Annotated in this window: 19 protein-coding genes; 7 read left to right on the top strand and 12 right to left on the bottom strand. The window is 71.6% G+C overall.

From position 1 onward, the window contains the following. Positions 1-117 precede the first annotated feature (117 nt). Entirely contained in the window at positions 118-1,905 is a 1,788-nt protein-coding gene (argS, locus tag SMA5143A_RS38935; protein ID WP_107467513.1) for an arginine--tRNA ligase, read from the top strand. A 66-nt stretch (positions 1,906-1,971) separates the two neighbouring features. On the opposite strand, the gene SMA5143A_RS43315 is transcribed toward argS, so the two are convergent. Next, entirely contained in the window at positions 1,972-2,679 is a 708-nt protein-coding gene (locus SMA5143A_RS43315) for a hypothetical protein (protein ID WP_181362226.1), read from the bottom strand. 186 nt (positions 2,680-2,865) lie between these two features. On the opposite strand from SMA5143A_RS43315, the gene SMA5143A_RS38920 reads away from it, so the two are divergent. Next, complete coding sequence (locus tag SMA5143A_RS38920; protein WP_107467510.1) at positions 2,866-3,684, top strand: DUF4253 domain-containing protein; 819 nt, start codon at positions 2,866-2,868, stop codon at positions 3,682-3,684. Between the two features lie 178 nt (positions 3,685-3,862). Here SMA5143A_RS38920 and SMA5143A_RS38915 read toward each other — a convergent pair whose 3' ends face one another. After that, the gene (locus tag SMA5143A_RS38915) at positions 3,863-5,149 is read right to left on the bottom strand and encodes an aminotransferase-like domain-containing protein (RefSeq protein ID WP_258193991.1); all 1,287 of its coding nucleotides are present in this window, start codon (positions 5,147-5,149) and stop codon (positions 3,863-3,865) included. A 129-nt stretch (positions 5,150-5,278) separates the two neighbouring features. On the opposite strand from SMA5143A_RS38915, the gene SMA5143A_RS38910 reads away from it, so the two are divergent. Next, complete coding sequence (locus tag SMA5143A_RS38910) at positions 5,279-6,211, top strand: phosphotransferase family protein (RefSeq protein ID WP_107467508.1); 933 nt, start codon at positions 5,279-5,281, stop codon at positions 6,209-6,211. A 57-nt stretch (positions 6,212-6,268) separates the two neighbouring features. Here the strand turns inward: SMA5143A_RS38910 and SMA5143A_RS38905 are convergent, their stop codons facing one another. The 3 genes from SMA5143A_RS38905 to SMA5143A_RS38895 all read right to left on the bottom strand — a co-directional run bounded on the left by SMA5143A_RS38905 (position 6,269) and on the right by SMA5143A_RS38895 (position 9,120). Continuing rightward, a complete protein-coding gene (locus SMA5143A_RS38905) occupies positions 6,269-7,171 on the bottom strand; it encodes an SAM-dependent methyltransferase (protein ID WP_107467507.1) in 903 nt (300 codons plus the stop codon). A 111-nt stretch (positions 7,172-7,282) separates the two neighbouring features. After that, the gene (locus tag SMA5143A_RS38900; protein WP_107467506.1) at positions 7,283-8,359 is read right to left on the bottom strand and encodes a winged helix DNA-binding domain-containing protein; all 1,077 of its coding nucleotides are present in this window, start codon (positions 8,357-8,359) and stop codon (positions 7,283-7,285) included. 26 nt (positions 8,360-8,385) lie between these two features. After that, positions 8,386-9,120: an alpha/beta fold hydrolase gene (locus SMA5143A_RS38895; RefSeq protein WP_107467505.1), complete on the bottom strand. Its 735-nt coding sequence runs from the start codon at positions 9,118-9,120 to the stop codon at positions 8,386-8,388. 79 nt (positions 9,121-9,199) lie between these two features. Between SMA5143A_RS38895 and SMA5143A_RS38890 the strand changes: the two genes are divergently transcribed. After that, on the top strand, positions 9,200-10,174 hold the full coding sequence (locus SMA5143A_RS38890) for a helix-turn-helix transcriptional regulator (RefSeq protein ID WP_107467504.1): 975 nt from the start codon (positions 9,200-9,202) through the stop codon (positions 10,172-10,174). Between the two features lie 222 nt (positions 10,175-10,396). Here SMA5143A_RS38890 and SMA5143A_RS38880 read toward each other — a convergent pair whose 3' ends face one another. Further along, positions 10,397-11,851: a helix-turn-helix domain-containing protein gene (locus SMA5143A_RS38880; protein WP_107467503.1), complete on the bottom strand. Its 1,455-nt coding sequence runs from the start codon at positions 11,849-11,851 to the stop codon at positions 10,397-10,399. Positions 11,852-12,126: 275 nt separating this feature from the next. Between SMA5143A_RS38880 and SMA5143A_RS38875 the strand changes: the two genes are divergently transcribed. Next, positions 12,127-12,894, top strand: a complete 768-nt coding sequence (locus tag SMA5143A_RS38875) for a DUF4232 domain-containing protein (RefSeq protein ID WP_107467502.1) — start codon at positions 12,127-12,129, stop codon at positions 12,892-12,894. 145 nt (positions 12,895-13,039) lie between these two features. Here SMA5143A_RS38875 and hemB read toward each other — a convergent pair whose 3' ends face one another. Further along, positions 13,040-14,032: a porphobilinogen synthase gene (gene hemB / locus SMA5143A_RS38870; protein WP_107467501.1), complete on the bottom strand. Its 993-nt coding sequence runs from the start codon at positions 14,030-14,032 to the stop codon at positions 13,040-13,042. A 184-nt stretch (positions 14,033-14,216) separates the two neighbouring features. Between hemB and SMA5143A_RS38865 the strand changes: the two genes are divergently transcribed. Further along, positions 14,217-16,052, top strand: coding sequence for an APC family permease (locus SMA5143A_RS38865; protein ID WP_107467500.1), 1,836 nt, complete (start codon positions 14,217-14,219; stop codon positions 16,050-16,052). On the opposite strand, the gene SMA5143A_RS38860 is transcribed toward SMA5143A_RS38865, so the two are convergent. From SMA5143A_RS38860 to SMA5143A_RS38845, 5 genes are all read right to left on the bottom strand, one after another. Next, on the bottom strand, positions 16,036-18,006 hold the full coding sequence (locus SMA5143A_RS38860; RefSeq protein ID WP_107467499.1) for a hypothetical protein: 1,971 nt from the start codon (positions 18,004-18,006) through the stop codon (positions 16,036-16,038). The genes SMA5143A_RS38865 and SMA5143A_RS38860 overlap by 17 nt on opposite strands. Continuing rightward, positions 18,003-19,031: a hypothetical protein gene (locus tag SMA5143A_RS38855; RefSeq protein WP_099969866.1), complete on the bottom strand. Its 1,029-nt coding sequence runs from the start codon at positions 19,029-19,031 to the stop codon at positions 18,003-18,005. The genes SMA5143A_RS38860 and SMA5143A_RS38855 overlap by 4 nt, the downstream gene beginning before the upstream one ends. 5 nt (positions 19,032-19,036) lie before the next feature. Next, positions 19,037-19,567, bottom strand: a complete 531-nt coding sequence (locus tag SMA5143A_RS42750; protein WP_146194025.1) for a hypothetical protein — start codon at positions 19,565-19,567, stop codon at positions 19,037-19,039. Positions 19,568-19,665: 98 nt separating this feature from the next. Beyond that, a complete protein-coding gene (locus SMA5143A_RS38850; RefSeq protein WP_107467498.1) occupies positions 19,666-20,028 on the bottom strand; it encodes a hypothetical protein in 363 nt (120 codons plus the stop codon). Positions 20,029-20,107: 79 nt separating this feature from the next. Continuing rightward, on the bottom strand, positions 20,108-21,166 hold the full coding sequence (locus SMA5143A_RS38845) for a helix-turn-helix domain-containing protein (RefSeq protein WP_181362225.1): 1,059 nt from the start codon (positions 21,164-21,166) through the stop codon (positions 20,108-20,110). Between the two features lie 462 nt (positions 21,167-21,628). Here SMA5143A_RS38845 and SMA5143A_RS38840 point away from each other — a divergent pair, with 462 nt between their 5' ends. After that, a complete protein-coding gene (locus SMA5143A_RS38840) occupies positions 21,629-24,175 on the top strand; it encodes a hypothetical protein (RefSeq protein ID WP_107467496.1) in 2,547 nt (848 codons plus the stop codon). Positions 24,176-24,257 lie beyond the last annotated feature (82 nt).

Raw genomic sequence — 24,257 nt, 5'->3', positions numbered from 1 at the left:
GACGAACCCGCACCCCCGAGCTACCAGGCGCCCTCGGCTCGCCAGAAAACCCCTTTACCCCCCGTGGGATACTGAACGACATCCACCCGTACCCCGAGGAGAACGGCTCCCCATCTCATGGCTCCGGTCACGTCCCTCACCGCCACCGTCCACCAGCGCCTCGCGACCGCCCTCTCGGCCACCCTGCCGGAGGCCCCCGCGGACCCGCTGCTGCGACGCAGCGACCGGGCGGACTTCCAGGCCAACGGCATCCTCGCCCTGGCGAAGAAGGCCAAGGCGAACCCTCGGGAGCTGGCCACGCAGGTCGTCGCGAAGGTCGAGTCGGGGGTGACCAGCGACCTGATCAAGGAGATCGAGGTCTCGGGCCCCGGCTTCCTCAACATCACCCTCACCGACGCGGCGATCACCCGTAACCTCGCGGAGCGCTACGCGGACGAGGTCCGGCTCGGCGTGCCGCTCGCGGAGCGCCCCGGTACGACGGTCATCGACTACGCCCAGCCGAACGTGGCGAAGGAGATGCACGTCGGCCACCTCCGTTCCGCGGTGATCGGTGACGCGGTCGTCCAGATCCTCGAGTTCACCGGCGAGAACGTGGTCCGCAGGCACCACATCGGCGACTGGGGCACCCAGTTCGGCATGCTGATCCAGTACCTGCTGGAGCACCCGCACGAGCTGGACCACAAGGCGGACGGCGAGGACACGGCGGTCTCCGGCGAGGAGGCCATGTCGAACCTGAACCGCCTGTACAAGGCGTCGCGGGCGCTGTTCGACTCCGACGAGGAGTTCAAGACGCGGGCCCGGCGCCGGGTGGTCGACCTCCAGGCGGGCGAGCCGGAGACGCTCGCGCTGTGGCAGCGGTTCGTGGACGAGTCGAAGATCTACTTCTACTCCGTGTTCGAGAAGCTGGACATGGAGATCCGGGACCCGGACATCGTCGGCGAGTCCGGCTACAACGACATGCTGGACGAGACGTGCCGGCTGCTGGAGGAGTCGGGGGTGGCGGTCCGCTCCGAGGGCGCGCTCTGTGTCTTCTTCGACGACATCAAGGGCCCGGAGGGCAACCCGGTCCCGCTGATCGTGCAGAAGTCGGACGGCGGCTACGGCTACGCGGCGACCGACCTGTCCGCGATCCGCGACCGGGTCTTCAGCCAGAAGGCGAACACGCTGCTCTACGTCGTGGACGCCCGGCAGTCACTGCACTTCAAGATGGTCTTCGAGACGGCGCGCCGGGCGGGCTGGCTGAACGACGACGTGAAGGCGCACCAGCTGGCGTTCGGCACGGTCCTCGGCAAGGACGGCAAGCCGTTCAAGACCCGTGAGGGCGAGACGGTCCGGCTGGAGGACCTCCTCGACGAGGCGGTGCAGCGGGCGACGGCCGTGGTCCGGGAGAAGGCCGAGAAGGTGGGCCTGACCGAGCAGGAGATCGTCGAGAACGGGCGGTACGTGGGCATCGGCGCGGTGAAGTACGCCGACCTGTCGACGTCCGCCGTACGGGACTACAAGTTCGACCTGGACCAGATGGTGTCGCTGAACGGCGACACGTCGGTGTACCTCCAGTACGCGTACGCCCGTATCCAGTCGATCCTGCGGAAGGCGGGCGAGACCCGTCCGGCCGCCCACCCGGAGCTGGAGCTGGCCCCGGCGGAGCGGGCGCTGGGTCTGCACCTGGACCAGTTCGGCGAGACGCTCGCGGAGGTCGCGGAGGGGTACGAGCCGCACAAGCTGGCCGCTTACCTGTTCAAGCTGGCGACGCTGCTGACGACGTTCTACGACCAGTGCCACGTGCTGTCCCCGGACAACGCGCCCGAGGTCGTGGAGAACCGTCTGTTCCTGATCGACCTGACGGCCCGCACCCTCCACCGCGGCATGGCCCTGCTCGGCATCCGGACCCCCGAGCGCCTCTGACCGACCCGACCGACCGTTGCCGTCGCGCGGGGACACCCCCACGTCGTGTCCCCGCGCGGCGGTGTCTCAGCGCTTGCCGACCCAGGCGTTGAACTTCACGTTCACCGTGGAGGTGGTCTGCGGCAGGGCGAGCGTGGTGGTGCCGGCGGAGCCGTACAGCGGCTTGGCCTGCCACGCGGTGGTGGCCTGGATGTTGCGGCCGCTGACCTTGACGGCGTCCTTCTGCGGCGCGGTGATCGCGAAGGCCCCGTTGAGGTTGGTGACGGAGCGCTGGTACTTCGGCGACTTCACGGCGGTGCCGTAGTCGTAGGACAGCACGGTCCTCTGGGTGATGACCGTGATGCCGTAGATCCGCTCGCTGGCGGTGAAGGTCAGCGTGATGTGCGCTCCGCCCGGCGCGGCCTTGCGGACGCCCTTGACGTCGGCCACGAAGCGGACGTCCTTGTTGTAGGCCTGCTCGTTGTGACCGCCGCGGTTGATGTAGCCGCCGGCCCGGACCTTGTACGCCTCCTGGACCTTCCTGTTCTGGAGGTAGTCGACGAACTTCTGCTGCTTGGCCTTGGGGAGCTTGTCGAACGCCTTGAGCACCTTGATGGAGGCGGCGCCCTCGTCGTTGTTCTTCAGCCAGTCGCGGTACTTGGCGACGGTGAGCTTGCTCGCCTTGGCCTGCGGCGCGGCGACGGCCGTGCCCTGGGCGGCGACACCGGTGAACAGCAGGGCGCCGGCGGTGGCGGCGAGGACTCCGGCGCGGGTGGCGGGGGCGAAGGTACGCATGGGTGAAGGGGGCCTTTCGAGACGGTGGTGAAGGTTCAACCACCCTAAATTCCCCGCGAGTTGGCCGAAATCGTCTCTTGGGGCATTGCCCTTTGGGGCACGGCGCGCCGGCGGCCCGTGAGGCGGCGGGGCCCTTCCCGGGCGCCCGGAGGGCCCGTTGTCGGTGCCCGGCCCTACAGTCGCGGCATGGCGACACTTCCCAACCCGCTGCCCGGCCTCGCGGCGGACCCGACCGGCCGCTCCCTCGGGCTGGAACGGCCCCTTCCGCCCGGCCGGTCGATCGACACGACGAACGAGGGGCCGTGGCACGAGCCGCTGCTGTGGTACGCGGACGAGCCGGCCGAGCCCGGCGCCTGGACGGCCGCGCAGCCCGCCCGGCGCACGGCCGGTCTCCTCCCGGTGCTGCTGGACGTCGGGGACGGCCGGGGCGGCCCGGAGGAGTGGGAACTGATGCCGGGCGAGATGTCGTACCCCGGCGACCACGACCCCGAGGAGGTCCTGGCGGACCTCTGGGACACCGTCGCGCCGACCGGTGACACGGCCGGGGACGCGGCGGGCGCCGAGGACTGGCCGGGGCTCACGGAGACCGCCGGCCCGGACGACGGCGGCCCCGACCCGGACGCTCTCGCCGCCGAGGTCGCCGACGCGCTCCTGGCCGGCCGTACGCGGCTCAAGGAACCCCGCCTCGCGCTGGTCCCGGCCCGCCGCAGCGCCGACATCCCGGCGGCCATCGGCTGGGGCGGCCCGCTGAACCACGAGAGCGACGTGGCCCGTCTGTGCGCGGTCCTGCGCTCCTGGGAGGACCGCTTCGGCATACGCGTCGTCGCCCTCGGCTTCGACCACCTCACCGTCTCGGTGGCCACCCCGCCCACGACCGAGACGGAGGCCGGTCACCTCGCCGCCGAACACGTCGCCTTCTGCCCCGACACGATTCGGCAGACCCCGCCCGACAGGTACGCGCAGACGCTGCTCGGAGCCGACACGTGGACGTTCTGGTGGGACTGAGCCCCCGTCCCCGCGGGTGAGTGGGGGCTGATCGCGCCCACGCGGCGGAGCCGCAGATGTCACCGCCCCGCGCCCCTGAAAGCACGGGGCGCGGCCCCGGCTTTCCAGGGGCGCGGGGAACTGCGCGAGAAACCACGACGCACCCGCACCCGCCAACGAACCGCACGCCCCCGAGCTGCTAGGCGCCCGCGCCCAACCCCTCCCCCAACCTGCGCAACCCTTCCCGAATCTCCCCCGGCGCCTGCGTCACAAAGCACAACCGCATCGTCGAGCGATCAGCGACCCCCGCGTAGAACGGCGCCCCCGGCACGTACGCCACGTCATGCTCGACCACCCGCGGAAGCAGCGCCGTCGTGTCGTACCCCGCGGGCAGCCGCGCCCAGAGGAACATGCCGCCCTCGGGACGGTTCCAGACGGAGCCCTCCGGCAGGGCCCCCGCCAGCCCGGACAGCATCGCGTCACGGCGCTCGCGGTACACCGCCGCGACGCGGCCCACATGGGCGTCGAGGTCCCGGTCGGCCAGATACCGCGCCGCGGCGAGCTGGTTGACGGTCGAGGTGTGCAGATCGGCCGCCTGCTTGGCGACCGCACAGGCCCGCCGCAGCGCGGCCGGCGCCCGCAGCCAGCCCAGCCGCATGCCGGGCGCCATCACCTTGGAGAAGGAGCCCAACAGCACCGTACGGTCCTCGGCGCCCGGGTAGGACGCGATCCACGGCACCCGCTCCCCCTCGAAGCGGAGTTCGCCGTACGGGTCGTCCTCGACGATCCACAGCCCGAGCCGCGCGGCGACGGAGGCGACGGCCGCGCGCCGCTCGGCCGGCAGGGTGCGCCCGGTGGGGTTCTGGAACGTGGGCACGGTGTAGAAGAGCTTGGGCCGGGTCCGCGTCACCAGTGCGGCCAGCGCGTCGGGGTCGACGCCGTCCGCGTCACCGGGCACGGCCAGCACCCGGGCCCCCGCGAGCCGGAACGCCTGGAGCGCGGCCAGATAGCAGGGGTCCTCGACGAGGACGACGTCGCCCGGTTCGAGGAGCGCGGTGGCGAGCAGCGACAGCGCCTGCTGCGACCCGGTGGTGACGAGCACCCCGTCGGCGTCGGTGGGCAGCCCCCGGGCGCCGTACCGGGCGGCGAGCGCCTCGCGGAGCACCGGCTCGCCCTCGGTCGTCGCGTACTGCAACGCGCGTCCGGCCGACCCGGTGAGCACGTCCCGGAAGGCCGCAGCCACCCCCTCGGTGTCGAACAGCTCCGGGGCGGGCAGACCGCCCGCGAAGTTGACGACTTCGGGCCGTGAGGTGACGGCGAGGATGTCCCGTACGGGGGAACCCCCGACGGTGGTGACGCGCTCGGCGAGAGCCGGCACGGGCGCCGCGGCGGCCCCGTCGAACCCGGCGCGCACTTCGCCCGCAACGATCGAACCCCCGACAAATCCCACGTCGTTCATGGCCCGCGCAGCGTCCACAGCATCCACCCCACACCCGTAGTGGCATATTCAGGGCGGTTCGGCCCCGCCCGTGCCCTCACTCTAGAGAGATGCATGCCCCTTACATCCTCTGGTTTCGCGATGCGGACACGGTCCCGTACCCCCTAGGCTGCGCGCATGCTGCCCAGCGTGGACACGAACGACGAACTGGAAGAAGTCGTCGGTGACGAGGCCCTGCTGCGACCGGCCGCCCAGGATCTCTGTGCTCAACTCGGTCTCGCAGGCGCGCGAATCGTGCGTTTCCCCGAGGGCTCGTTGCCGGTGTACGCGGTCGGTGACGCCCTCGTCCTGAAGCTCTATCCGGGCTTCGAAGCGTCGGAAGCCGTGCGGGAGGCCCGGCTGTTGTCCCATCTGTGGGGGCGACTGCCGATCCCCACGCCCCGGTTGCAGTCCGCCGACCAGTACAAGAACGGCTGGCGCTTCGTTCTGATGTCCCGGCTGCCCGGCGAGGACCTCAACGAGGCCTGGCCGCGTATCCCGAGGGCGGACCAGGAGCGGATCGTCGCGGAGACCGCCGAGTGCCTGGCCGCCCTGCACGCCCTGGATCCGGGCCCGGTGGCCTCCGTCGTCGGACCGCCCGACTGGTCGCGGTTCCTGGCCGGTCAGCGGGCGGCCGCGGTCGAGCAGCAGGCCGGCGGTGGCCTGCCCGAACCATGGCTGGAACAGATCCCCGACTTCCTGCGCTCGGTGCCGCTCACCGCCCCCGCCCGGCCGGTGCTGCTCCACACGGAGCTGATGCGCGAGCACCTCACGGTCGACCCGCACGACGACTGGCGCCTGACCGGCCTGTTCGACTTCGAGCCCGCCATGATCGGCGCGCCGGCGTACGACTTCGTCAGCGTCGGCCTGTTCCTGACCGCCGCCGACCCCGCGCTCCTGAAACTCTTCTACGACGCGTACGGCCGGCCCCCGTTCGACCCCCGGGAACTGATGGCGTACACCCTCCTGCACGTCTACAGCGACCTGAACTGGTATCTGCGCAGGCTCCCGGCCCCGCCCCGCAAGGACCTGGACGCCCTGGCGGAGACATGGTTCGGCACGGGAGGCTGAGCTGAACGCAGACGGGGCGGCCGGCCACCGCCCCCTCTTGAAGGAGGCGGGCGGTCGCTAGCCCTTCCTGCCGGTGGCCGCGTACACGTTGATGTCCGCGTCGGTCACGTCGTTGATGTCCCGGTAGCGGACCTTGTCGATGTCGTCCAGCGCGGCCAGCGTGTGCGGCTCCATCTCGGGAGGCAGTGGCGCGCCGCCCTCGAACCGCCAGTGGTGGACGGGAACGACGCCCGGCTCGTCCACGGCGAGCCCGCTCTGCTCGAAGAACCGCGCCACCTCGTCGCGGGAGCGCAGCACGAAGGTGAACCCGCGCTTGGTGTACGTGTCCCGCACCGCGCGGATCTTCGACGGGTTGAGGTCCTCCGTGAGGTGGGTGAGGACGAGCCGGCTCCCGGCGGGCAGCGCGTCGACCAGTTCGCGTACGACGGGGTAGGCGACCTCGTCCTCGACGAAGTGCAGCAGCGCCACCAGGCACAGCGCGATCGGCTCGTCGAAGTCGAGCGTCCTGGCGGCCTCTTCGAGGATGCGGGCCGGTTCCCGGAAGTCGGCGTCGATGTAGTCGGTGGCGCCCTCGGGTCCGCTGGTGAGGAGCGCGCGGGCGTGCGCGAGGACCACGGGGTCGTTGTCGACGTACACGACCCGGGTGCCGGGGGTGATGTCCTGGGCGATCTGGTGGACGTTCTCGGCGGTCGGCAGCCCGGTGCCGATGTCGAGGAACTGCCGGACGCCCTCGTCCTTGGTGAGCGTGGTCACGGCCCGGCGCAGGAAGTCCCGGTTGTGCCGGACGTCGAGGTAGCCGCGCGGGTTGGCCGCGAGCGCCGCGCCGGCCGCCTCGCGGTCCACGGGGTAGTTGTCCTTGCCGCCGAGGAAGACGTCGTAGACGCGTGCCGGGTGCGCCTTGGTGGTGTCGATCCTCCTCCGCAGGTCGGCGGGGTCCTGGCTGAGCGCGTCTCCGGCCATGAAGCCTCTCCTGAGGGGTCGTCATTGAACGCACAACAACCTAGTCCCTCAAGGGAGTTCGCACGCTGGATTCCGGACGCCCGCCCCGCCCCGGCCGGGGAGCGGGGTCGGCTATGTGGTGGGCCGCAGGAAATCGACAACGGCCTCCTTCTCCATGTCGATACCCTGCTCGATCTGAGGCGGGACAGGTTCGAACGCATCCACCTGGATGGAGCGCGAGCCGGGGCCACGGCTCCAGGTGGCGATGGCCAGGCCGTCGGCGATGACGGTGGGGCGGATGAGGCCGCCTCCTGGCCGGACGCGGGCTTGGTGGAGAGCGGGGACGGACACCTCGCGGGTGCGGTAGCCCACCAGGTAGTTGTCGTAGGCGGGCAGCATGCGAACGTCCGGGGTGTCAGACGAGCGCGGGAGTTCTTTCACCAGCCCGGCGAGCATGGTCCATGCGCCGTACTCGGTGATCACGCCGGATTCCGCCAGCATTTTCCAGGCCCTGCGGGCCCAGGTGATCGGCAGTCCGGACCAGGCGGCGAAGTCCTCCGAGGTGGCGGGGGCGTGCGCGGCCAGGTACCGGCGGGCCAGCTCGGCGAGAGCATCGTCGCCCTCCCACCGGAAGCGCCCGGTGGAGGGCAGCCAGTCGTCGAGCAGCACATACGTGGCCTCACCGGCGCGCCGCGGACCATGGCAGAGGATGCCGGTGAGTGCCGCGTGGCGGATCAGGTAGAACGGCGCCTGCCCGTCCGGCGGAATACCGAGGGTGGTAAGGCGCTCGGTCAGCTGGGCCCGGGTGAGTGGGCCGTGCGCGGCAAGAGCGCGCCGGATGAGACGGTCGGCACGCTGGCGCAGGTCATCGCCCAGGCTCAGCTGCTGGTAGCGGCGGCTGGTTGCGGCAAGGATCCGCGGGGACAGCAACTGCGACAGCCAGCGGGCGTCGTCGCTGGGGATGGTGTGCAGGGTGCCGCGCATGTACCAGTTGCGAACGATGCTCCGCTCTTTCTCGTATGCCGTGCGGATGGCCTGGGCGATGATGTCCCGGCCGCGTACCCGGATGCCCAGGTCGGCGGCCGTGGCGTCCTGGGCCTGGATGGCGAAGACCCGTCGGACGACCGCCTCGGCAGAGGCCTCGCATGCTCTGCCGGCCAGGGCCTGAGCGTGGGCCCGCAGCCTGCGGATGCTCTCGTGGTCGGACATCGGGCTGTGCCTCTCGGCCGGCGCGGTCAGGAGACGGCCTTGTCGAGGACGCGGGCGAGTTCGGCGGGCGCGGACAGCATCGGCCAGTGCCCGGTGGGCAGGTCGAAGCGTCGCCACGGCGGCTGGTTCAGGTAGGCCAGCATCGGCACCCCGGCATCCAGCAGCCCCGTGAAGTCACGGCAGGCGATCAGGACACGGTCCACACCGGGACCGGGCTCGGCTGGGCCGGCGAGACGCTGGGTGAAAGTGCCGAACGGCTGAGGGGTGGCACGCGTGCGCAGCGCGTTCCGATGGCCCTCATCGAGCCCGTCGAGGCTGCTGGACAAGGACAGGACCTCAAAGGGCGGCATCGGTAGCCGCCACCCGTCGCCAAAAGCGTCGACCTGCTGGCGCAGCTCGTCCGCTGCCTGCGGTGGCATGAGGTCGAGCATGCGCATGCCTGCGGCGAACGGGGCGCTGTCCACGTAGATCACGCGCCCCAGGCGGTCGCCGAGACGTCCGGCTGCCCCGGTCACCGGGGCAGCCGCGTAGCTGTGGGCGACCAGCGTGACGTCGCGCAGATCGTTCCGCTCGACGAATCCCGTGATGTCCGCGAGGTGCGTGTCCAGGTCCGTCCGGGGTCCGCCCTGGTCCGCGTGCTCGGCCAGGCCGGTCAGGGTCAGCGGCAGCGCCGTGTGGCCGCGCTCCCGCAGAGCACGGGCGGTGTCTTCCCAGGCCCACGCCCCGAGCCAGGCGCCGGGAACGAGTACGAAGGTGGCCATGTGATCTCCCAGAAGTAGGTGCTGCGGGGAGCGTAAAGTCGATACAGGACAGAATCCGCCCTGAAATGCAGAGTGATCCATGTCGCATCCCCTGACCCGTGTGCTGACCCTGCTGGAGCTCCTCCAGTCCAACGCCCGGCTCACCGGGATGGAGCTGGCCGAACGCCTGGACACCGACGTCCGCACCGTGCGCCGCTACACGGCCCACCTACGCGACTTGGGCATCCCTGTGGAGGCCGAACGTGGCCGCTACGGTGGCTACCGACTGGCCCGCGGCTACCGCATGCCGCCTCTGGTCCTCACCAACGACGAGGCCCTCGCCGTCGTCCTCGGCCTGCTCGCGGCAGAACGTCTGGGCATGGGCACCGCCGCGCCGGCCAGTGCCGGTGCCCTGGCCAAGATCGAGCGAGTGCTGCCGCACGCCCTGCGCGAACCGCTCGCCGCCATGCGGGAGACCCTGTCGTTCACCGCGAACGCCGTGATCGGTCAGGCACCCGGAACCGGCGTCCTACTGGCACTGGCCCAGGCCTCCCGCGCCCGCACGACCGTCGGTATCAGCCACCGGTCCTGGCGCCAGGAACACACCGAACGCGACATCGACCCCTACGGTGTGGTCTTCCACACCGGCCGCTGGTACGTCGTCGGCCACGACCACCTCCGTGACAGCTTGCGTACCTTCCGCATCGACCGCATCACCTCCGTCACCTCCCGGGCCGACGGTTTCACCGCACCCGACGGCTTCGACCCCGTGGCCCACCTGACCTCGACCCTCGCTCAGGGGCCCTACCGCTGGCAGGTCGAGGTGACGATCCATGGCCCCCTCGATGAGGTCGCTCGCCGGATGCCTCGCTCAGCGGTGACCCTCACCGCCCGGCCCAGCGGCGTTCTCCTGCACACACGGGCGGAGCGGCTGGACGGCATGGCCCACATGCTCGCCTCCCTGGAGTGGCCCTTCACCATCCACCATCCCGACGAACTGCGGCAGGCACTCAAGGATCTGGCCGCCCGGCTCACCGCGGCCGCCCAGCGGAAACCGGAAGAACCACCGCAGTAGATGCCGGATTCACCGCGCCGGAGCCCCTGCCGTGATCATCACGACCTGCGGCAGGGCAATCCGGCCGCCGGGGTCCGGCACCGCCCAGCTCCTGCCCCACCTCATCGCCCGCCGCACCCGCGGCCCGCTGTCGCTGTTCCTCACCGACCGCAAGGCGCCGGCCGGAACACCGACGCTCGACGTGTGTCCGGAGACCGGCCGGTCCCCGTGGGCCCCACCGGCTCAGCCCTCCCCGCCGAGCGTCGTGCCCTCCTTCACCCAGTGCTTCCCGTTCAGCGGGAACTCGTAGGCCGGGCGCCCGTTGTTGCCGCTCGTGCGGAACGGCCGGCCGTCGTTGTTCACCGTCAGCGTGCCGCTGCGGGAACCCGACGACCACTTGACCTCCAGGTACCAGCTGACGTCGTACACCGAGGCGTCGGCCTTGATGAAGTACACCTCCGGGTCGGACTCGCTGACGGAGTACGGGAAGTCCTTGCTCCCCGCCTCGGGCTTGACGAGGGGCCGCGCGGCGTCGAGGGCGACCGTGAAGGACCGGGCCGGCACACCGGCCCCGCACCCGACACCGGGAAACCCCATGACGTAGTCGTTCCAGGGCAGGGGCTGCCGCTTGGCGACCGTGCGGACCCCGACGCTGTTCACGACGACCGTCTCCTTGCCGGTGCCCTGGACGGTGAGCCTCAGGTACTGCCCGCCGGACGAGACCGCCCCCATCCGCGCCACCCAGGACGCCGCGTCCTGCTCCCACGGCGGCTCGGCGACGTCCTTGGGCGGCCGGTTCACCAGATACCGCTGGTCGCACGGGCTCTCCCAGAGGTACGGCTCCACCTTCACGGACAACGGCGGGTCGAGGGACGCGGAGTCACCGCCGCCCGCCCCGGAACCCGTCGGGGTGGCCGCACCGGCGGACGCGGGCGCCCCCTTCCCATCGCCCTTCGCCCCCTTGCCGTCCTTCGCGCCCTTCCCGTCCTCCTCGCTCCCGGAGGGCGAGGGCGAGGGCGAGGCGTCGGACGAGGACGGGGAAGCCTCCTGCGGCCCCGCCGCGTCCCCGGCGGCCACGTCGTCGAGGGAACGGCGACCGCCGTCGCCCCCGGACTCGTCCGACGGCAGACTCACCGCCAGCGTGACGGCACCGACCAGGGCGGCGACGGCCACACCCGCGACGAGAGCGACCCGGGCCCGCCGACGCGGCCGGGGAGCCGTACGGAACGACAGGGCCCCCGGGCCGCCCTCGACGACGTCGCCCCCGGACATCGCGGCCCCGTCGGGCACGGCCTCCGCCGGCCCCGGCTCCTCACGCGCACCGACGGCGGCGTCGCCCGCGCCCTCCCCCGGAGCCGCACCCGCCACCGGAGCCGACGGCTCGTGCGCGCCCCCGCCCCCGTCCGAGGCCGCCGCGACCGCGACCTCCCCGCCGGCCGCGCGGAGGTCGCCCCCCTTGCGTCCGCGCGTCGCGTCCGCGAGCACCCACTTGCGGTGCAGCTCGACCAGTTCCGCGGGCGTGGCCTTGCAGAGGCGGGCCAGCCGCTCCACGGGCGCGTAGTCCGTCGGTACGGCGTCCCCGTTGCAGTACCGGTGCAGGGTCGACGTACTCATGTGGAGCCGCTTGGCGAGCACCCCGTAGCTCAGCCCGGAGCGCTCCTTCAACTCCCGCAGTCGTTCCGCGAAATCAGCCGCCATGCCGTTCCCGGCACCGCTCCCCGACACGTTCTCTCCGTCCCCTCACATCACCGGCGTCCCGTCCCGCGTTCCAGGGAAGGGACGTTCGCCCAGGTCACAGGCGTTGCGAGCATTCCAGCGTCCCTGATCGCCCGCCGGAGGTGGCGGCCGGGACGGATCACCCCGCAAGCTCTGGTCATCCAAACACGCCGCTCCCGAAAGTCCGGTCGAGCGGCGCGCGTTCGACCACTTGTTCTCAGCCTTCTCCACCGGCTTTGTCCGAAAGGGACTCCGTCATGCGTACGTACCGCACCGCCCGCACCGTCCGCCCCTCCCGTCTGCTCGTCGCGGCCGGAGCGGCCCTCGCGGCGCTCTCCCTCACCGCGTGCGGCGACGGTACGGGCATGAAGGACGAGGGCGCCGCGCACGCCTCGGTGTCGGTCGCGGAGAACTCCCGGCGCACGGACGCGGGCAGGGGCACGGACACCGGCACGGGCGGCAACCAGACGTCCCCGAACGGGCAGACGGGCGCCGAGACCTCGGCGGCCGGGGGGCAGCAGGGCGGGAGCGCGGGCCAGGGCAAGGGCACCGTGGGTCAGGCGTCGAAGAAGGGCGGGAACTCGCTCGCCGCCGCGGACCGGGTCACCTGCAACGGGGCGAACACCGCCGTGACCATGAAGCCGGTCGCCCGTCCCCTCAACCACATGCTCATCACGGTCAAGAACACCGGCACGAAGGTCTGCGACCTGTACTACTACCCGACCGTCCGCTTCGACCAGGTCCAGTGGGCCCCGCGGGTCATCGAGGAGTCGCAGCCGCAGGCCGTGGTGACCCTCGCCCCCGGCGAGTCCGGCTACGCGGGCGTCCTGCTCTCCGCCGCCGACGGCAGCGGGGAGAACGGCACCACGGCCAAGAAGGCCACCATCCGCTTCCAGGGCTCGAAGCCCGGCAGCAACGGCGGCGCCGTCGCGTCCCCGTCCCTCCCCGCCAAGGGCGTCTACTACGACAGCACCCTGGCCGTCACGTACTGGCAGTCGACGATCGACGACGCCCTGGAGTACTGAACGGACGATGTACGGACCGGACGATGTACTGACCGGACGATGCAGTGACCGAACGATGCAGTGACCGACCACCCCATGACGGGGGCGGCCCCGGCCGACGCACACCGCGTCGCCCGGGGCCGCCCCCGTACGGGGATACCGCCGCTCAGCGCACCATCCGCGCGGCCTCGACCGCCCAGTAGGTGAGGATGTTCTGCGCGCCGGCCCGCTTGATACCGGTCAGCGTCTCCAGGATGGCCCGCTCCCGGTCGATCCAGCCCTTCTCCGCGGCGGCCTCGACCATCGAGTACTCCCCGGAGATCTGGTACGCGGCGACCGGCACGTCCACGGCGTCCGCGACCTTCGCGACGATGTCGAGGTAGGGGCCGGCCGGCTTCACCATCACCATGTCGGCGCCCTCCTCCAGGTCGAGGGCCAACTCCCGCAGCGACTCCCGGACGTTGGCGGGGTCCTGCTGGTAGGTCTTGCGGTCCCCCTTGAGCGAGGAGGCGACGGCCTCGCGGAAGGGCCCGTAGAACGCGGACGCGTACTTGGCCGTGTAGGCGAGGATCGCCACGTCCTCCCGCCCGATCTGGTCGAGCGCGTCCCGGACGACACCGATCTGGCCGTCCATCATGCCGCTGGGCCCGACGACGTGCGCACCGGCGTCGGCCTGCACCTGCGCCATCTCGGCGTACCGCTCCAGCGTGGCGTCGTTGTCGACGCGGCCCTCGGCGTCCAGCACACCGCAGTGCCCGTGGTCCGTGGTCTCGTCGAGGCACAGGTCCGACATCACCAGCAGTTCGTCGCCGACCTCGGCCCGTACGTCGCGGAGCGCGACCTGGAGGATCCCGTCCGGGTCCGTGCCCGGCGTGCCCAGGGCGTCCTTCTTGGCGTCCTCCGGCACCCCGAACAGCATGATCCCGGAGACCCCGGCCTCGACGGCCTCCGCGGCGGCCTTCTTCAGACTGTCGCGCGTGTGCTGCACGACCCCCGGCATCGCGGCGATCGGCACCGGCTCGGCGACCCCTTCCCGGACGAACGCGGGAAGGATGAAGTCCGCCGGGTGCAACCGCGTCTCGGCGACCATCCGGCGCATCACGGGGGAGGTGCGCAGCCGCCGCGGCCGCGTACCGGGAAAGGATCCGTACGTCGACATACCCCTACGCTACGCCCGCCCCGGCACCCCCTTTACCGACGTACCGTCGGCGGCGCCGCTCCCCCGCACCGTAACGATCCGCTCCCCCGCGCGGTGACGATCGCGTCATTCGTCTCACCGGGCGTGTCCACGCGTGCGTAACCTGCGAGGAGGGCAGTGCGCGCCGGTACTCAGGTCAAGGGGGATGACGTTGGGTCGTACGGGGGAGCGTGACCTCGCGTGTGAGAACACGGCGGAGGCCGCGGACGAGCGACGCCGTCTGTCCACCCTCGACCTCGTCGGCCTGGCCGCCGGGGGTGTGGTGGGCTCCGGATGGCTGCTGGCGGCGGGGCCCGCCTTCTGGGGGCTCGGCGCGGACGCCATATGGGGATGGGTGGCCGGTGGGGCGCTGATGCTGCTGATCGCCGCCGTGATGGTCGAACTGGGCATCGCCGTGCCCAAGACGGGCGGGCTGATCTTCCTGCCGCTCCAGGCCGCCGGGCCGCTCGTGGCCACGGTCGTGGCCGCCGGCCTGTGGATCGTCTACGCGGCGAACCCGGCGAGCGAGGCGGCGGCCATGGTCCGCGGGCTGGCGTACAAGTACCCGTGGCTGCTGGAGAACGGGGACCGGCTGGCGGAGGCCGGCGGGCTCGGCGGGAGCGTGGCCCGGCCCTACGACCTGTCGAACAGCGGTCTGCTGTGCGCGGTGGCGTTCCTGGCGCTGATCATGGCCGTCAACCTGCTGCCGCAGCGCCGGCTGATCCGGCTGAACCTCGTCGTCACCGTGGTGAAGGTCCTGATCCCGGTGCTGATCGTCGTCTGCCTGTGGCGCTACACGCTCGACACCGCGCACAGCTGTGTACCGAAGGACGTCTGGTACCTCAGCGGACAGGAGCACACCAAGGCGGCCCTCCAGGAAAGGGCCGGGCACCCGAAGCCGCAGGACTTCCTCTACATGGTGCTGGGCGGCAGCATCATCTACGCCTACATCGGCTTCCAGGCCCCGCTGGACTTCGCGGGCAACGTCAAACGGCGCGGCAGGGGCGAGGCCGCCCGGCTGCGGTGGGCGGTGTACGGCACGCTCGTCGGCGCGTTCCTGCTGTACACGGCGCTCCAGTGGATCTTCGGTCGGCTCTGCGGCGAGCTGACCGGCAACATGCTGGCGTCCCCGTACGCCCAGTTCGCCACGGCCCTGGGCGGGATGTGGCTGGTCTGGCTGATCCGGCTGAACGCCGTGCTGTCCCCCATGGGGTCCGGGATCGTCTTCACCCACGCCCTGACCCGCGAGGTCGCCGCCCTCAGCCGCGCCCATCTCACCCACCGGGGGCTACAGACCGCCCGGCGGGCGTCGTTCCGGTTCCGGGGCGCCGAGATCGACGCGTTCTGGATGATCCTGCTGGTCAACTTCACCATCGGCCTGGTGATGCTGCTGCTGGTCAAGGGCAGCTGGGAGGATCTGGTCGCCCTCAACAGCGTGCCGGCGCTGGTGGTGTACGCCATGCCGGGTGTCGTCCTGGTGGCGTTGAAACCGCCGGGGTTCCCGGGCGCGCGTCGGGTACTGCACCTGGTGCTGTCCGCGACCGCGTTCGTCGCGATCGCCGTGGTGATCCACGAGGCCGGGTGGGGCAAGGTGTGGCGGGGCATGGCCGCGGTGGCGGTGGGCTCGGCCCTGCTGCTCGGCCTGCCCCTGCTGGCCCGGCTCGATCTGCCCTTCCTGGGGCGCCTGTTGCGCCGCTACGACGCCCGGGACCATGTCTCCCGCTTCGCGCGCCCCGACGATCCCGCCGTTCGGCCGGTGCTGCTCTTCCTCACCCATCTGGCGGTGCTCGTGCTGTGCACCGGCCTGCGGGACGCCCTGGACGAGCACTTCCCCGACGTGGGCCTGGTGACCCTGCCCGTCGCCGCCCTCTCCGCGGCCGTCCTCTTCCCCCTGCTGGTCACGGCCTGCCGACGCTACATGGCCGCCGTGCCGCCGACCCTGCCCGGCCCCCGCCGGGAGGCGGAGCCGGAGCCGAGGGCGGCGGTCACCGCAGGGACTTGATGACCCACTCCGCCGCCTCGCGCCGCCCGGCGTCCCGCAGCGCGGTCACCGCGTCGTCGCGGTGACCGACGTCGGACCAGCGGCCCACGGTGGCGCGCAGCAGCAGTTCCGCGTCCGGCAGCGGCAGCGCGAGCACCCCGCCGACGACCTCGACCACATCGGCCGGGGTCACCAACTGCTCGTTCTCCAACAGTCGTTCGAGCAGGGTCCAGGCCACCTTGTGCAGCCCGGCTCGGTGCAGCCGGCCCGCGACATCGGCGACCAGCGCGGCATCGACCGTCAACGCGTGGGAGGGGTCGGACAGTTCACGGCACGCGGCGCGTACGGCGACGGAGTACCGGGCGTCATGCAGCGCGCGCAGGCAGTCCACGAACCGGTCACGGTTCGCGTCCGGCCGCATCACGGCCATGGCGAGCCGGCGCCCCACCGTGTCGGCGGCGCGCGTCCGGTCGCGGCTGCGCACGACCCGGCCCAGCAGGGTCACCAGGTCGGCACCGGAACGCCCCTCCACATGCACGGCGGCCGCGTGCCCCAGCATCTGGGAGCACTGTGGGTCGGCGTCCTCCACCCGCAGCCACTCGTCCAACTGCCGCAACTCGTTCAGGGTGCGGGGCACGGCCCCCGAACCGTCGGCTTCCGCCCCCGACCCGTAGGGGCCCCTCCCCGATCCGTCGACGGCCACCCCGGCCCTCTCGACACCCGCGCGGGGCCCCTCGGCGGCCACCCCGGAGCCGTTGATGCCCGCCCGAGACCTCTGGACGACCACCCTGGCCCCCTCGGCACCCGCCCCGGAGCCCCCGGCGGCCACCCCGGACCCCTCGGCGGCCACCCCGGACCTCTCGGCGGCCACCCCGGAGCCGTTAACACCCGCCCCGGAGCCGTTGACGCCCGCCCCGGAGCCGTAGGGGCCCGCCCCGGCACCCGCCACGATGTCCGTCAGCAGGTCACGGGTCGTGCGGGTCAGGGCCGGCTCCTTGTGCCAGAACGTCACCAGCACGGCCAGCTCCTGCACGTTCTTGTGCCCGGCCGCGTACCGCCGCACCAGGGCGCACTTGGCGGGGGACGCCGTGTCGCCCCTGGCGAGCAGCGCGCAGAGCTTCACCACGTGCCGGGGCTGCGCGGTGCGGCCGATGTGCTCGGCGAGGGCGTCGTGTCCGGCGCCGCGCCGGGCGATGAGCCGCGCCACCAGCTCCCTCGTGCGCTCCACCTCCGTGGCGTCCGAGGCGTTCAGCCGTTCCTCGACCCAGCGTTCCAGGACCCGCCCGGCGGGGCTGAGGTGCTGGAAGGCGCCCGCGAGGTCGGCCATCTCCTCGCCCTCCTCGCCCGCCCCACCCGGCCCCGCCGCACCCGGCGGGCTGTCGGCGATCGCCCGCAGGGTCAGCCCGAGCAGCCGGTCGGCCTCCCGGTGGCAGCCCTCGTCGCGCAGCGCGGTGTGCAACAGCGCCTTGTCGAGGTTGGTGCGCCCGGAACCGGGGCTCGCGAACACCTGCACGGTCCGCTTGGCCAGCGTCGGCTCCCGCTGCTCCAGGACCCGTACGAACACCGCCACGTCGAACGCGGTGCGCTGGCAGGCCACGTCGTGCACGATGCTCGCGGTGATCGGGGCGCGCTCGCCGCCCGACTCCGCCTCGTACTGCATCAGCGCCAGCTCGGCCGCCTCGCCGACCGGCCGGGACAGCGCCGCCGTCGCCATCAGCATCACCGCGTCCCGCCCGTCGAAGTGGTCGGCGAGCCGGACCAGTTCGTGGACGGGGCGGCGCAGCGCGAAGGCGTGCAGGGCCCGCATGGCCATGGCCTCGCGGTGCTCCTCCCGCATCCGGCTGAGGATGCCCGTGAACTGGGCGACCTGGATCCGCGTCACCCAGGCGTACGCCTCGTTGAGCGACTCGGCGAGGTCCAGCTGGAACAGGTGCTCGGTCCGGCGGCCGGCCGCCTGGCCGTGGGTGCCGCTCATCCGCCGCCCAGCATCGCGGGTTCGATCTCGCCCCAGTACCTGACGAAGTCGACGGGGTCGGGGAGCAGTTCGGCGGCCCGCCGGTCCACGCGGTGGGCGAGCTCGCGGCTCTGCTCGTCGCCCGCCTTCAGCCGTACGACGACCCGTCCGGCGAGGTCGGGGCGGCGCATCAGGTCGGGCAGGTTGCGCTCCCCGTTGAGGAGCAGCTCGCGGACCCAGCCGTCCACGGTGTCCAGGACGCGCGCCCGGGGCCGGCGCCCCTTGGCGTGGTTGGTGAAGAGGGTGGCCGCCTCGGAGGCGTCGTTGAGCAGCATCCGGGGCGCGTGGTGGACCCCGCACTCCTGCATGCTCTCGTCGATCCCGGCGCGGAGCGCGCCGAGGGTGAGGTCGTCGGGGTGGTCGGGCATGCCCTCGCCGAGGACGTTCAGCAGATGCCCGCTGAACGGGGTGCACGTGTCGAGGGGGCTCGGCAGGTTCGCGCAGGCGTCGGCCCAGGCGTTGTGGACGGTGCCGCCGACCGCCGTGAGCACACAGGTGCCCTGGTAGCGGGTGCCGAGGGCGCCCGGCAGCGCGGACTCGGGTCCCAGGTGGGGCAGCAGGTTGGAGTAGCAGCAGTCGGCGATCAGCACCTTGAGGCCGGCCTTGCTCTTCCTGATCGCCCGGTACACGTACCAGGCGGACAGCCAGGTCCAGGGCTCGTTGATCCGGGAGGAGCCGACCGCGAAGTGGACCTGCCCGCCGGGCACGTCCTGCCAGTAGGCGCCGTGCCCCACGTACACCACGAGCAGGGTGTCCTGCGGTCCCTCCCCCGCGGCGGCCGCGTCGTGCAGTGCCCGCATGACCCCGTCCGCGGTCCGGGTCCGCTCCGGCTCCAGCACGGCGGCGCCGGCCTCCGCGCCCCACTGCGGGTCCCTGGCCAGCGCCGCCCCGTACGCGCGGGCGCTCGCCTCGATCGTCGGATACCCGTCTATGCCGGAGTCGTCGTCATACGCCCCGACCCCGATCACCAGAGCCCGCGACGCCATACCCGTCAGCTCCCTTCAGGGGTGCCGGGCCCGGCGGAACCACCGACGTCGTCACCGGGGGCGTGCGGCGGCTCGGACGTACCCGGAGCGCCCGACGTACCCGCGGTCCCCGGCGCACCTGGAGCTATAGGCGCCCCCGGAGCTGTAGGCGCCCCCGGCACTGTTGGCGCCCCCGGCACTGTTGGCGCCCCCGGCACTGTTGGCGCCCCCGGCACCGGCGGCGGCGTCCCCGGCACCGGCGGCACCCCCGGCGTCTGAGGCATCTGGAAGACGATGGTGACCGTCGGCGGATCGAGCCGCCGCCCCCGCCAGGTGTCGACCGCCCGCTGCGCGGCGACCCCGACCGCGGCTCCCACCGCACCCTCCAACAGCGCCTCCAGCAGCGTGAAGGCGAGATCGCCGCCCAGCGTGCCCTTCTGCCCGACCGTCTCCAGCCGCCAGTCGAGCCCCGTCTCCCGGCCCAGCTCCTCCAGAAGCTCCTGCGGCTCGTCCAGCCCGACCGGCCCCTCGACCTTCACCGAGATCATCGCTGTCATGCTCCCGTGCCTCCCCCGTCGGCCCGCGCGATACACGTCCACTCTGCCAGCGCGAACACCGGCTGCGCGAGGGTGAACTGACGCACAACGCGGCCGTCTTACGCCCCCTGAACGCCACCTCCTCGCGGATGGGTGCCTTCCTCGCCCCTGACAACCCGCAAGGCGGGCTCCGGCGCGAACTCCCCGATCTCGAACGCGGCGTCCCGCCAGTGCGCGGCGAGGTCCAGTTGCCGCTGGGGCTCGTGGTCGGCGGGCGGCCCCGGCTGGCAGGGCAGGACGGGGTGAAGAACGGCCACGGCGAACCTCACCGCGTGCATGGCGGCTCCGGCGTAGGGTTCCGCGAAGCCTTCCCCGGCGCCCGTCCGCTTCAGTTCCTCCAGTGCGGCAGCCGCTTGACGCAGCGTGCCGTACACCTCCACGTAGGCGGAGTGGGTCATGTGGTGGGGCATGGGGTGGGCCATGTCAGCTCCCTCGAAGTGGTGAGGCGTTCAGATCGATGCGGAGGCTCATACGCCCCGCGAGGCGCTTCCTGCCGGGTGCTCAGGCCGCACGGCCGCAGACGGCTTCCGCTTCGGCTTCGGCGGTGCGACGGTCGCGCTCGGCCCGGCAGTCCCGGCACCACGTGCCCTCCGGTTGGCGGAAGGCACGATTGCAGCCACCCGCGCAGTCGACCATGGGGTACGAGGGGGACGGCTGGGCCTCTGGGACCCCGCGCTCGGACACTTCCGCCGAGGGCGGCAACGGTGGTGGGAGCAGTTCCCGCAGCCGATAGGCGAGAAAGCCGGCCGGATGCTCGACGAGGGCGGGCACGTCGGCCGTCATGGCGTGGTGCACCGCCGTCGCACTGGCACCGTTGTCGAACCAGGCGATGACGGCCGGAGTGAGACGGCGTACGTCCCGCCGGGAGAGCGTGAACCGGTCGTCGGTCCGGCGCAGCCCCACAAGCAGGGCGACGGCCTTGTCGTGGTGTTCGCCGCCGGATGACTCGGGTTCGACGGACTCGGAGGCGGCGGACTGCGGTGCGGCGAGTACGCCGTCTTCAGCGCGGGCGGCGTCTCCCACGCCCCAGCGCGCCGGGACCGGAGCGGCAGAAGCAGCGGGCGGCACGGAATCCGCGGAGCCCGGCGGACTGGCGGAAACGCCCTGGCCGACGGGCACGGCCCCCGGCGGCAGCGCGGCGGAGAGGCCCGCCCCGTCCGCTGCGCTCGCCGCCGCCGCCCGACGGTCACGCGTGAGCGCCGGAGCGTTGTACGCGTACGTACGCGTGACGACACGCCCCCCGTCAACCCGCTCACGCACCCGCTCGATGTACCCGTGCGCCTCCAGCTCACGCAGGGCGAAGGCGATCCGGTCGCGCCCCTCGGGGAACCGCTCGGCGAGGGTGCGGATGTCGGCGGAGGCACCCTGGGGCAGGGAGAGGATGTGGGTCCCGAGCCCGATGGCGGTCAGGGACAACTCGCGGTGCTGCGCGAGGTGGTTGCCGATGATCGTGAACCGGTCGGGCTGGTACTCCCTGATGTGGGTGACCCCGGAACGGGTGGCGTTTCGCCGGATACAGGACTGCGGGCGCACGGCGCCACTAGGCTTGGTCTCAGCCATGAGGGAAGCTCTCTTCTTCTCCTCGGTGGTCAGGCCCTCGCACTGGGAGGTGGAAGTCCCGGCGGGGGCCGACGCATGTCTGCGGTTGTCTCCGCCGAGCCTGCACGCCCAAACCATCGTCACGCCAGCCGACTTGACACATTTCACCCCAGCGGGTGACGAACACGGGGTTTGGTTGGTTTGGAAGGTTTCTCTCCCAAGAGTTCTTCCTCTTTCACCGCCCGCAGCCCCGCCACTCGCCCAACCGGGACCCGTGTTCCCGGGCTTCGGAGGGCCACCTGCCCCCCCCACACGGCGAGCTTTGGCCAGAAGCACATGGGATCGCGATCGCAATTTTGGTACAAATGATCGACTGAGTGCTCCTCACACGTTCATACGTCGGAGCGTCAGACATGCGATCAACCGCCCACTTGAGGGCAGCGATCCGCGAACGAATCCGCGAGGGCGTCCACGGGGGTAGGCGTGAGCGAGGACAGGCCCGTTGTCTCGGCCGAGATACCGGAGTTCACCGGGAATCTGGAGCAACTGGAGACGGACGCCGGGGACATAGCGTTCGACGGCATGGCGATCGGCGCGGCGGGTCTGCTGATCGACGCCAACTTCAACCTGCTGGAACCTTTCTACAAGGCCCCCGAGGCCGACCAGCTCTTCGCGACGACGGCGCCCGTCTCGTCGACCGGCCACGACCTGCAGACCGAGCTGGACACGGTCTCCAAGGCACTTCTCGACTACGCGACCGAGGTCCGGCCCCTGGTCGACCGGCTCAACACACTCCGCGAGGAGGCCGCGGCGTTCGAACGGCGCGTCGCGGACGACGACGACTGGGTGGCGGACGGCGACCTCATCGACGAGAACACGGCCCGCCGCAACGCGGTGAACGCGGCCTGGTCCGCCTTTCAGGCCGCCGAGCGGGCCTGTCACAACAAGATCGTCGCACTGGTCGGCGGGGCTCCGCTCGTCATCGACGACGGCTCCGGCAAAGAGAACATGTACGGCTACCGGGGCGAGGACCTCAACAACGCCGCCGGTCTGCCCTGGGGTGACGTCGTCGAGGAGTCCAACCCCTGGTACTACTTCCACGAGCACGCCTGGGACTTCACGGTCGGCTTCGTCGTGGACGGGGTGTGGGGCACGATCAAGGGCCTCGGCACACTGGTCGGCTTCAACGGCTGGGACGCGGCGGGACAGGCTTGGACCGGCCTCGGCAAGCTCGCGACCGGCGTCCTGATCACGGGAACACCGCTCGGCGCCGCGTACTGGCTGACCCCGGCCGACAAACTCCCCTCCTGGCTCCGCGACTCCCGCACGGCCGTCGTGGAGACCGGAAAGGCGCTCATCGCGTACGACGAGTGGGGCAAGAACCCCTCACGCGCCGCCGGGGCCGTCACCTTCAACGTCCTCACCACCGTCTTCACGGGTGGAACGGGCGGAGCGGTCGCGGCGACCGGCAAGGCCGGGGCGATCGCGAAGGCCCTCTCCTTCGCGGGCAGGGCGGGGCGGATCGTCGACCCGATGACGTACATCGCGAAGGGCATCGGCGGGACCGCCGTGAAGATCAGTGACGTCATGGCCGGGCTGCGGGGCATCACGAACGGCACGCACATCAGGCTCGGCGAGGGCACCTACCGGATAGCCGACACCCCGAACATCGCCGACGACCTCCCGGCCGGCCTCACCCCCGAGAACTCCGTCCGCATGACCACCCCCGAGGGCAAGGTCGTCTACCTCGACACCAAGACCCTGGTCCTGCACAACGCGGACGGAACGGTACGGGAGTCCCTGGACGCCATCCGCCACGAGCGGACGGCGGAACAGCGCGCCGGGGAGACCGGGGGGCGGGAGCGTACGCCGGGGACGGCTGGCGAACGGGAGACCGCGGCAGTCGGGACCCGCGCCGGGGACGGTGCCGGGACCGTCGGCCGTGGAGCAGAAAGCATCACCACGGACGGTGGGCGGGGCGGTAACGGACTGCCGCCCCGGTCAGGTGGCTCGGGCGGGTCCGACTGGCTCGACGATCTGGGTCGGTCCGGTGATGAGGCGCGTGGGCTCGGTGACGACGCGGCTGCGGGCGGCAGGACGGACGAAGGAGCCTCCAGCGAAGGCGGGCCGCAGTCGGGACGCGTCGACCAGATGGACGCGCGTGCCGTCATGCAGCGGCACGTGGATCTCGCCAACAACGATCCGCGCTGGTTCAAGGAGCATTACCGGTCCAACGGTTATCGAAGGTCCGCCTCGGCCGAGGTGTTCGGACGACGTCTGCCCATTCTGGTCCGGGATCCGGCGGATCCCACCAAGTGGATCTCCAAGAGCGATCTGCCGCCGGCGATCCCGGCGCGGTACATGGACCCGAATCCGCACGGGACGGGGGTCCGGAAGAGTGTCGACAGCGGCGTGCTGGACCGTCTCGACGAATGGGCTACCTCGCGTCACGACGCCATCGTGGCCGACACGGCTGCCGAGAAGTCGCTGACCGCTGCCGAGAAGGAGTACCTGAAACACCGAACCGCCGAGGCGGAGGCGGCGATGGACGCCGCCGAGGCCGCCCACTCTCCGTTGCACGGCGACATGCTCAAGCAGAGCGAGCTGTTCGGGGAGCGCGTCGCAGAACACCACGCCATACCGGAGCGCTATCCAGGAGCGCGACGTGTGGACGACGGAGCCTTCGGCAACAACCGGTTCGACCAGATCTACGAGAAGCCTGGCGGGGGTTACGTCGTCGTCGAAGCCAAGGGATCCACGACCGCGAAGATCGGAGAGCGGACGAGCCATCTGGGCAATCGCGTAGAGCAGGGCACCCGCGAATACTTCGAGACCATCCTCAAGGAGATGGACAAGCGGGCCGACAGGGCGAAGGACCAAGCCGAGGCCGACCTCGCCGGCAAACTGCGCATAGCCCTCGCCCTGGGGAAGGTCGACTACGTCCTGGTCAAGGCGGACGCCACGCCGGGCGGCAAATATGCTGGTTATGAGATGCAGCAGTTCATCATCGGCAAGCCCGGGAGCAACTGATGGTCGTACGTGTGCCGCGGGGCGATGACGCTTCACCTGCGGATGCAACGGATTTCATCGAGGCGGCTGACCGGCGCTTGCT

It is taken from the genome of Streptomyces sp. MA5143a (assembly GCF_900290235.1).
In the GTDB taxonomy this organism is placed as follows: domain Bacteria; phylum Actinomycetota; class Actinomycetes; order Streptomycetales; family Streptomycetaceae; genus Streptomyces.
Note: the sequence above shows the minus strand (reverse complement) of the source record. Positions and strands in the feature narration are given on the sequence as shown.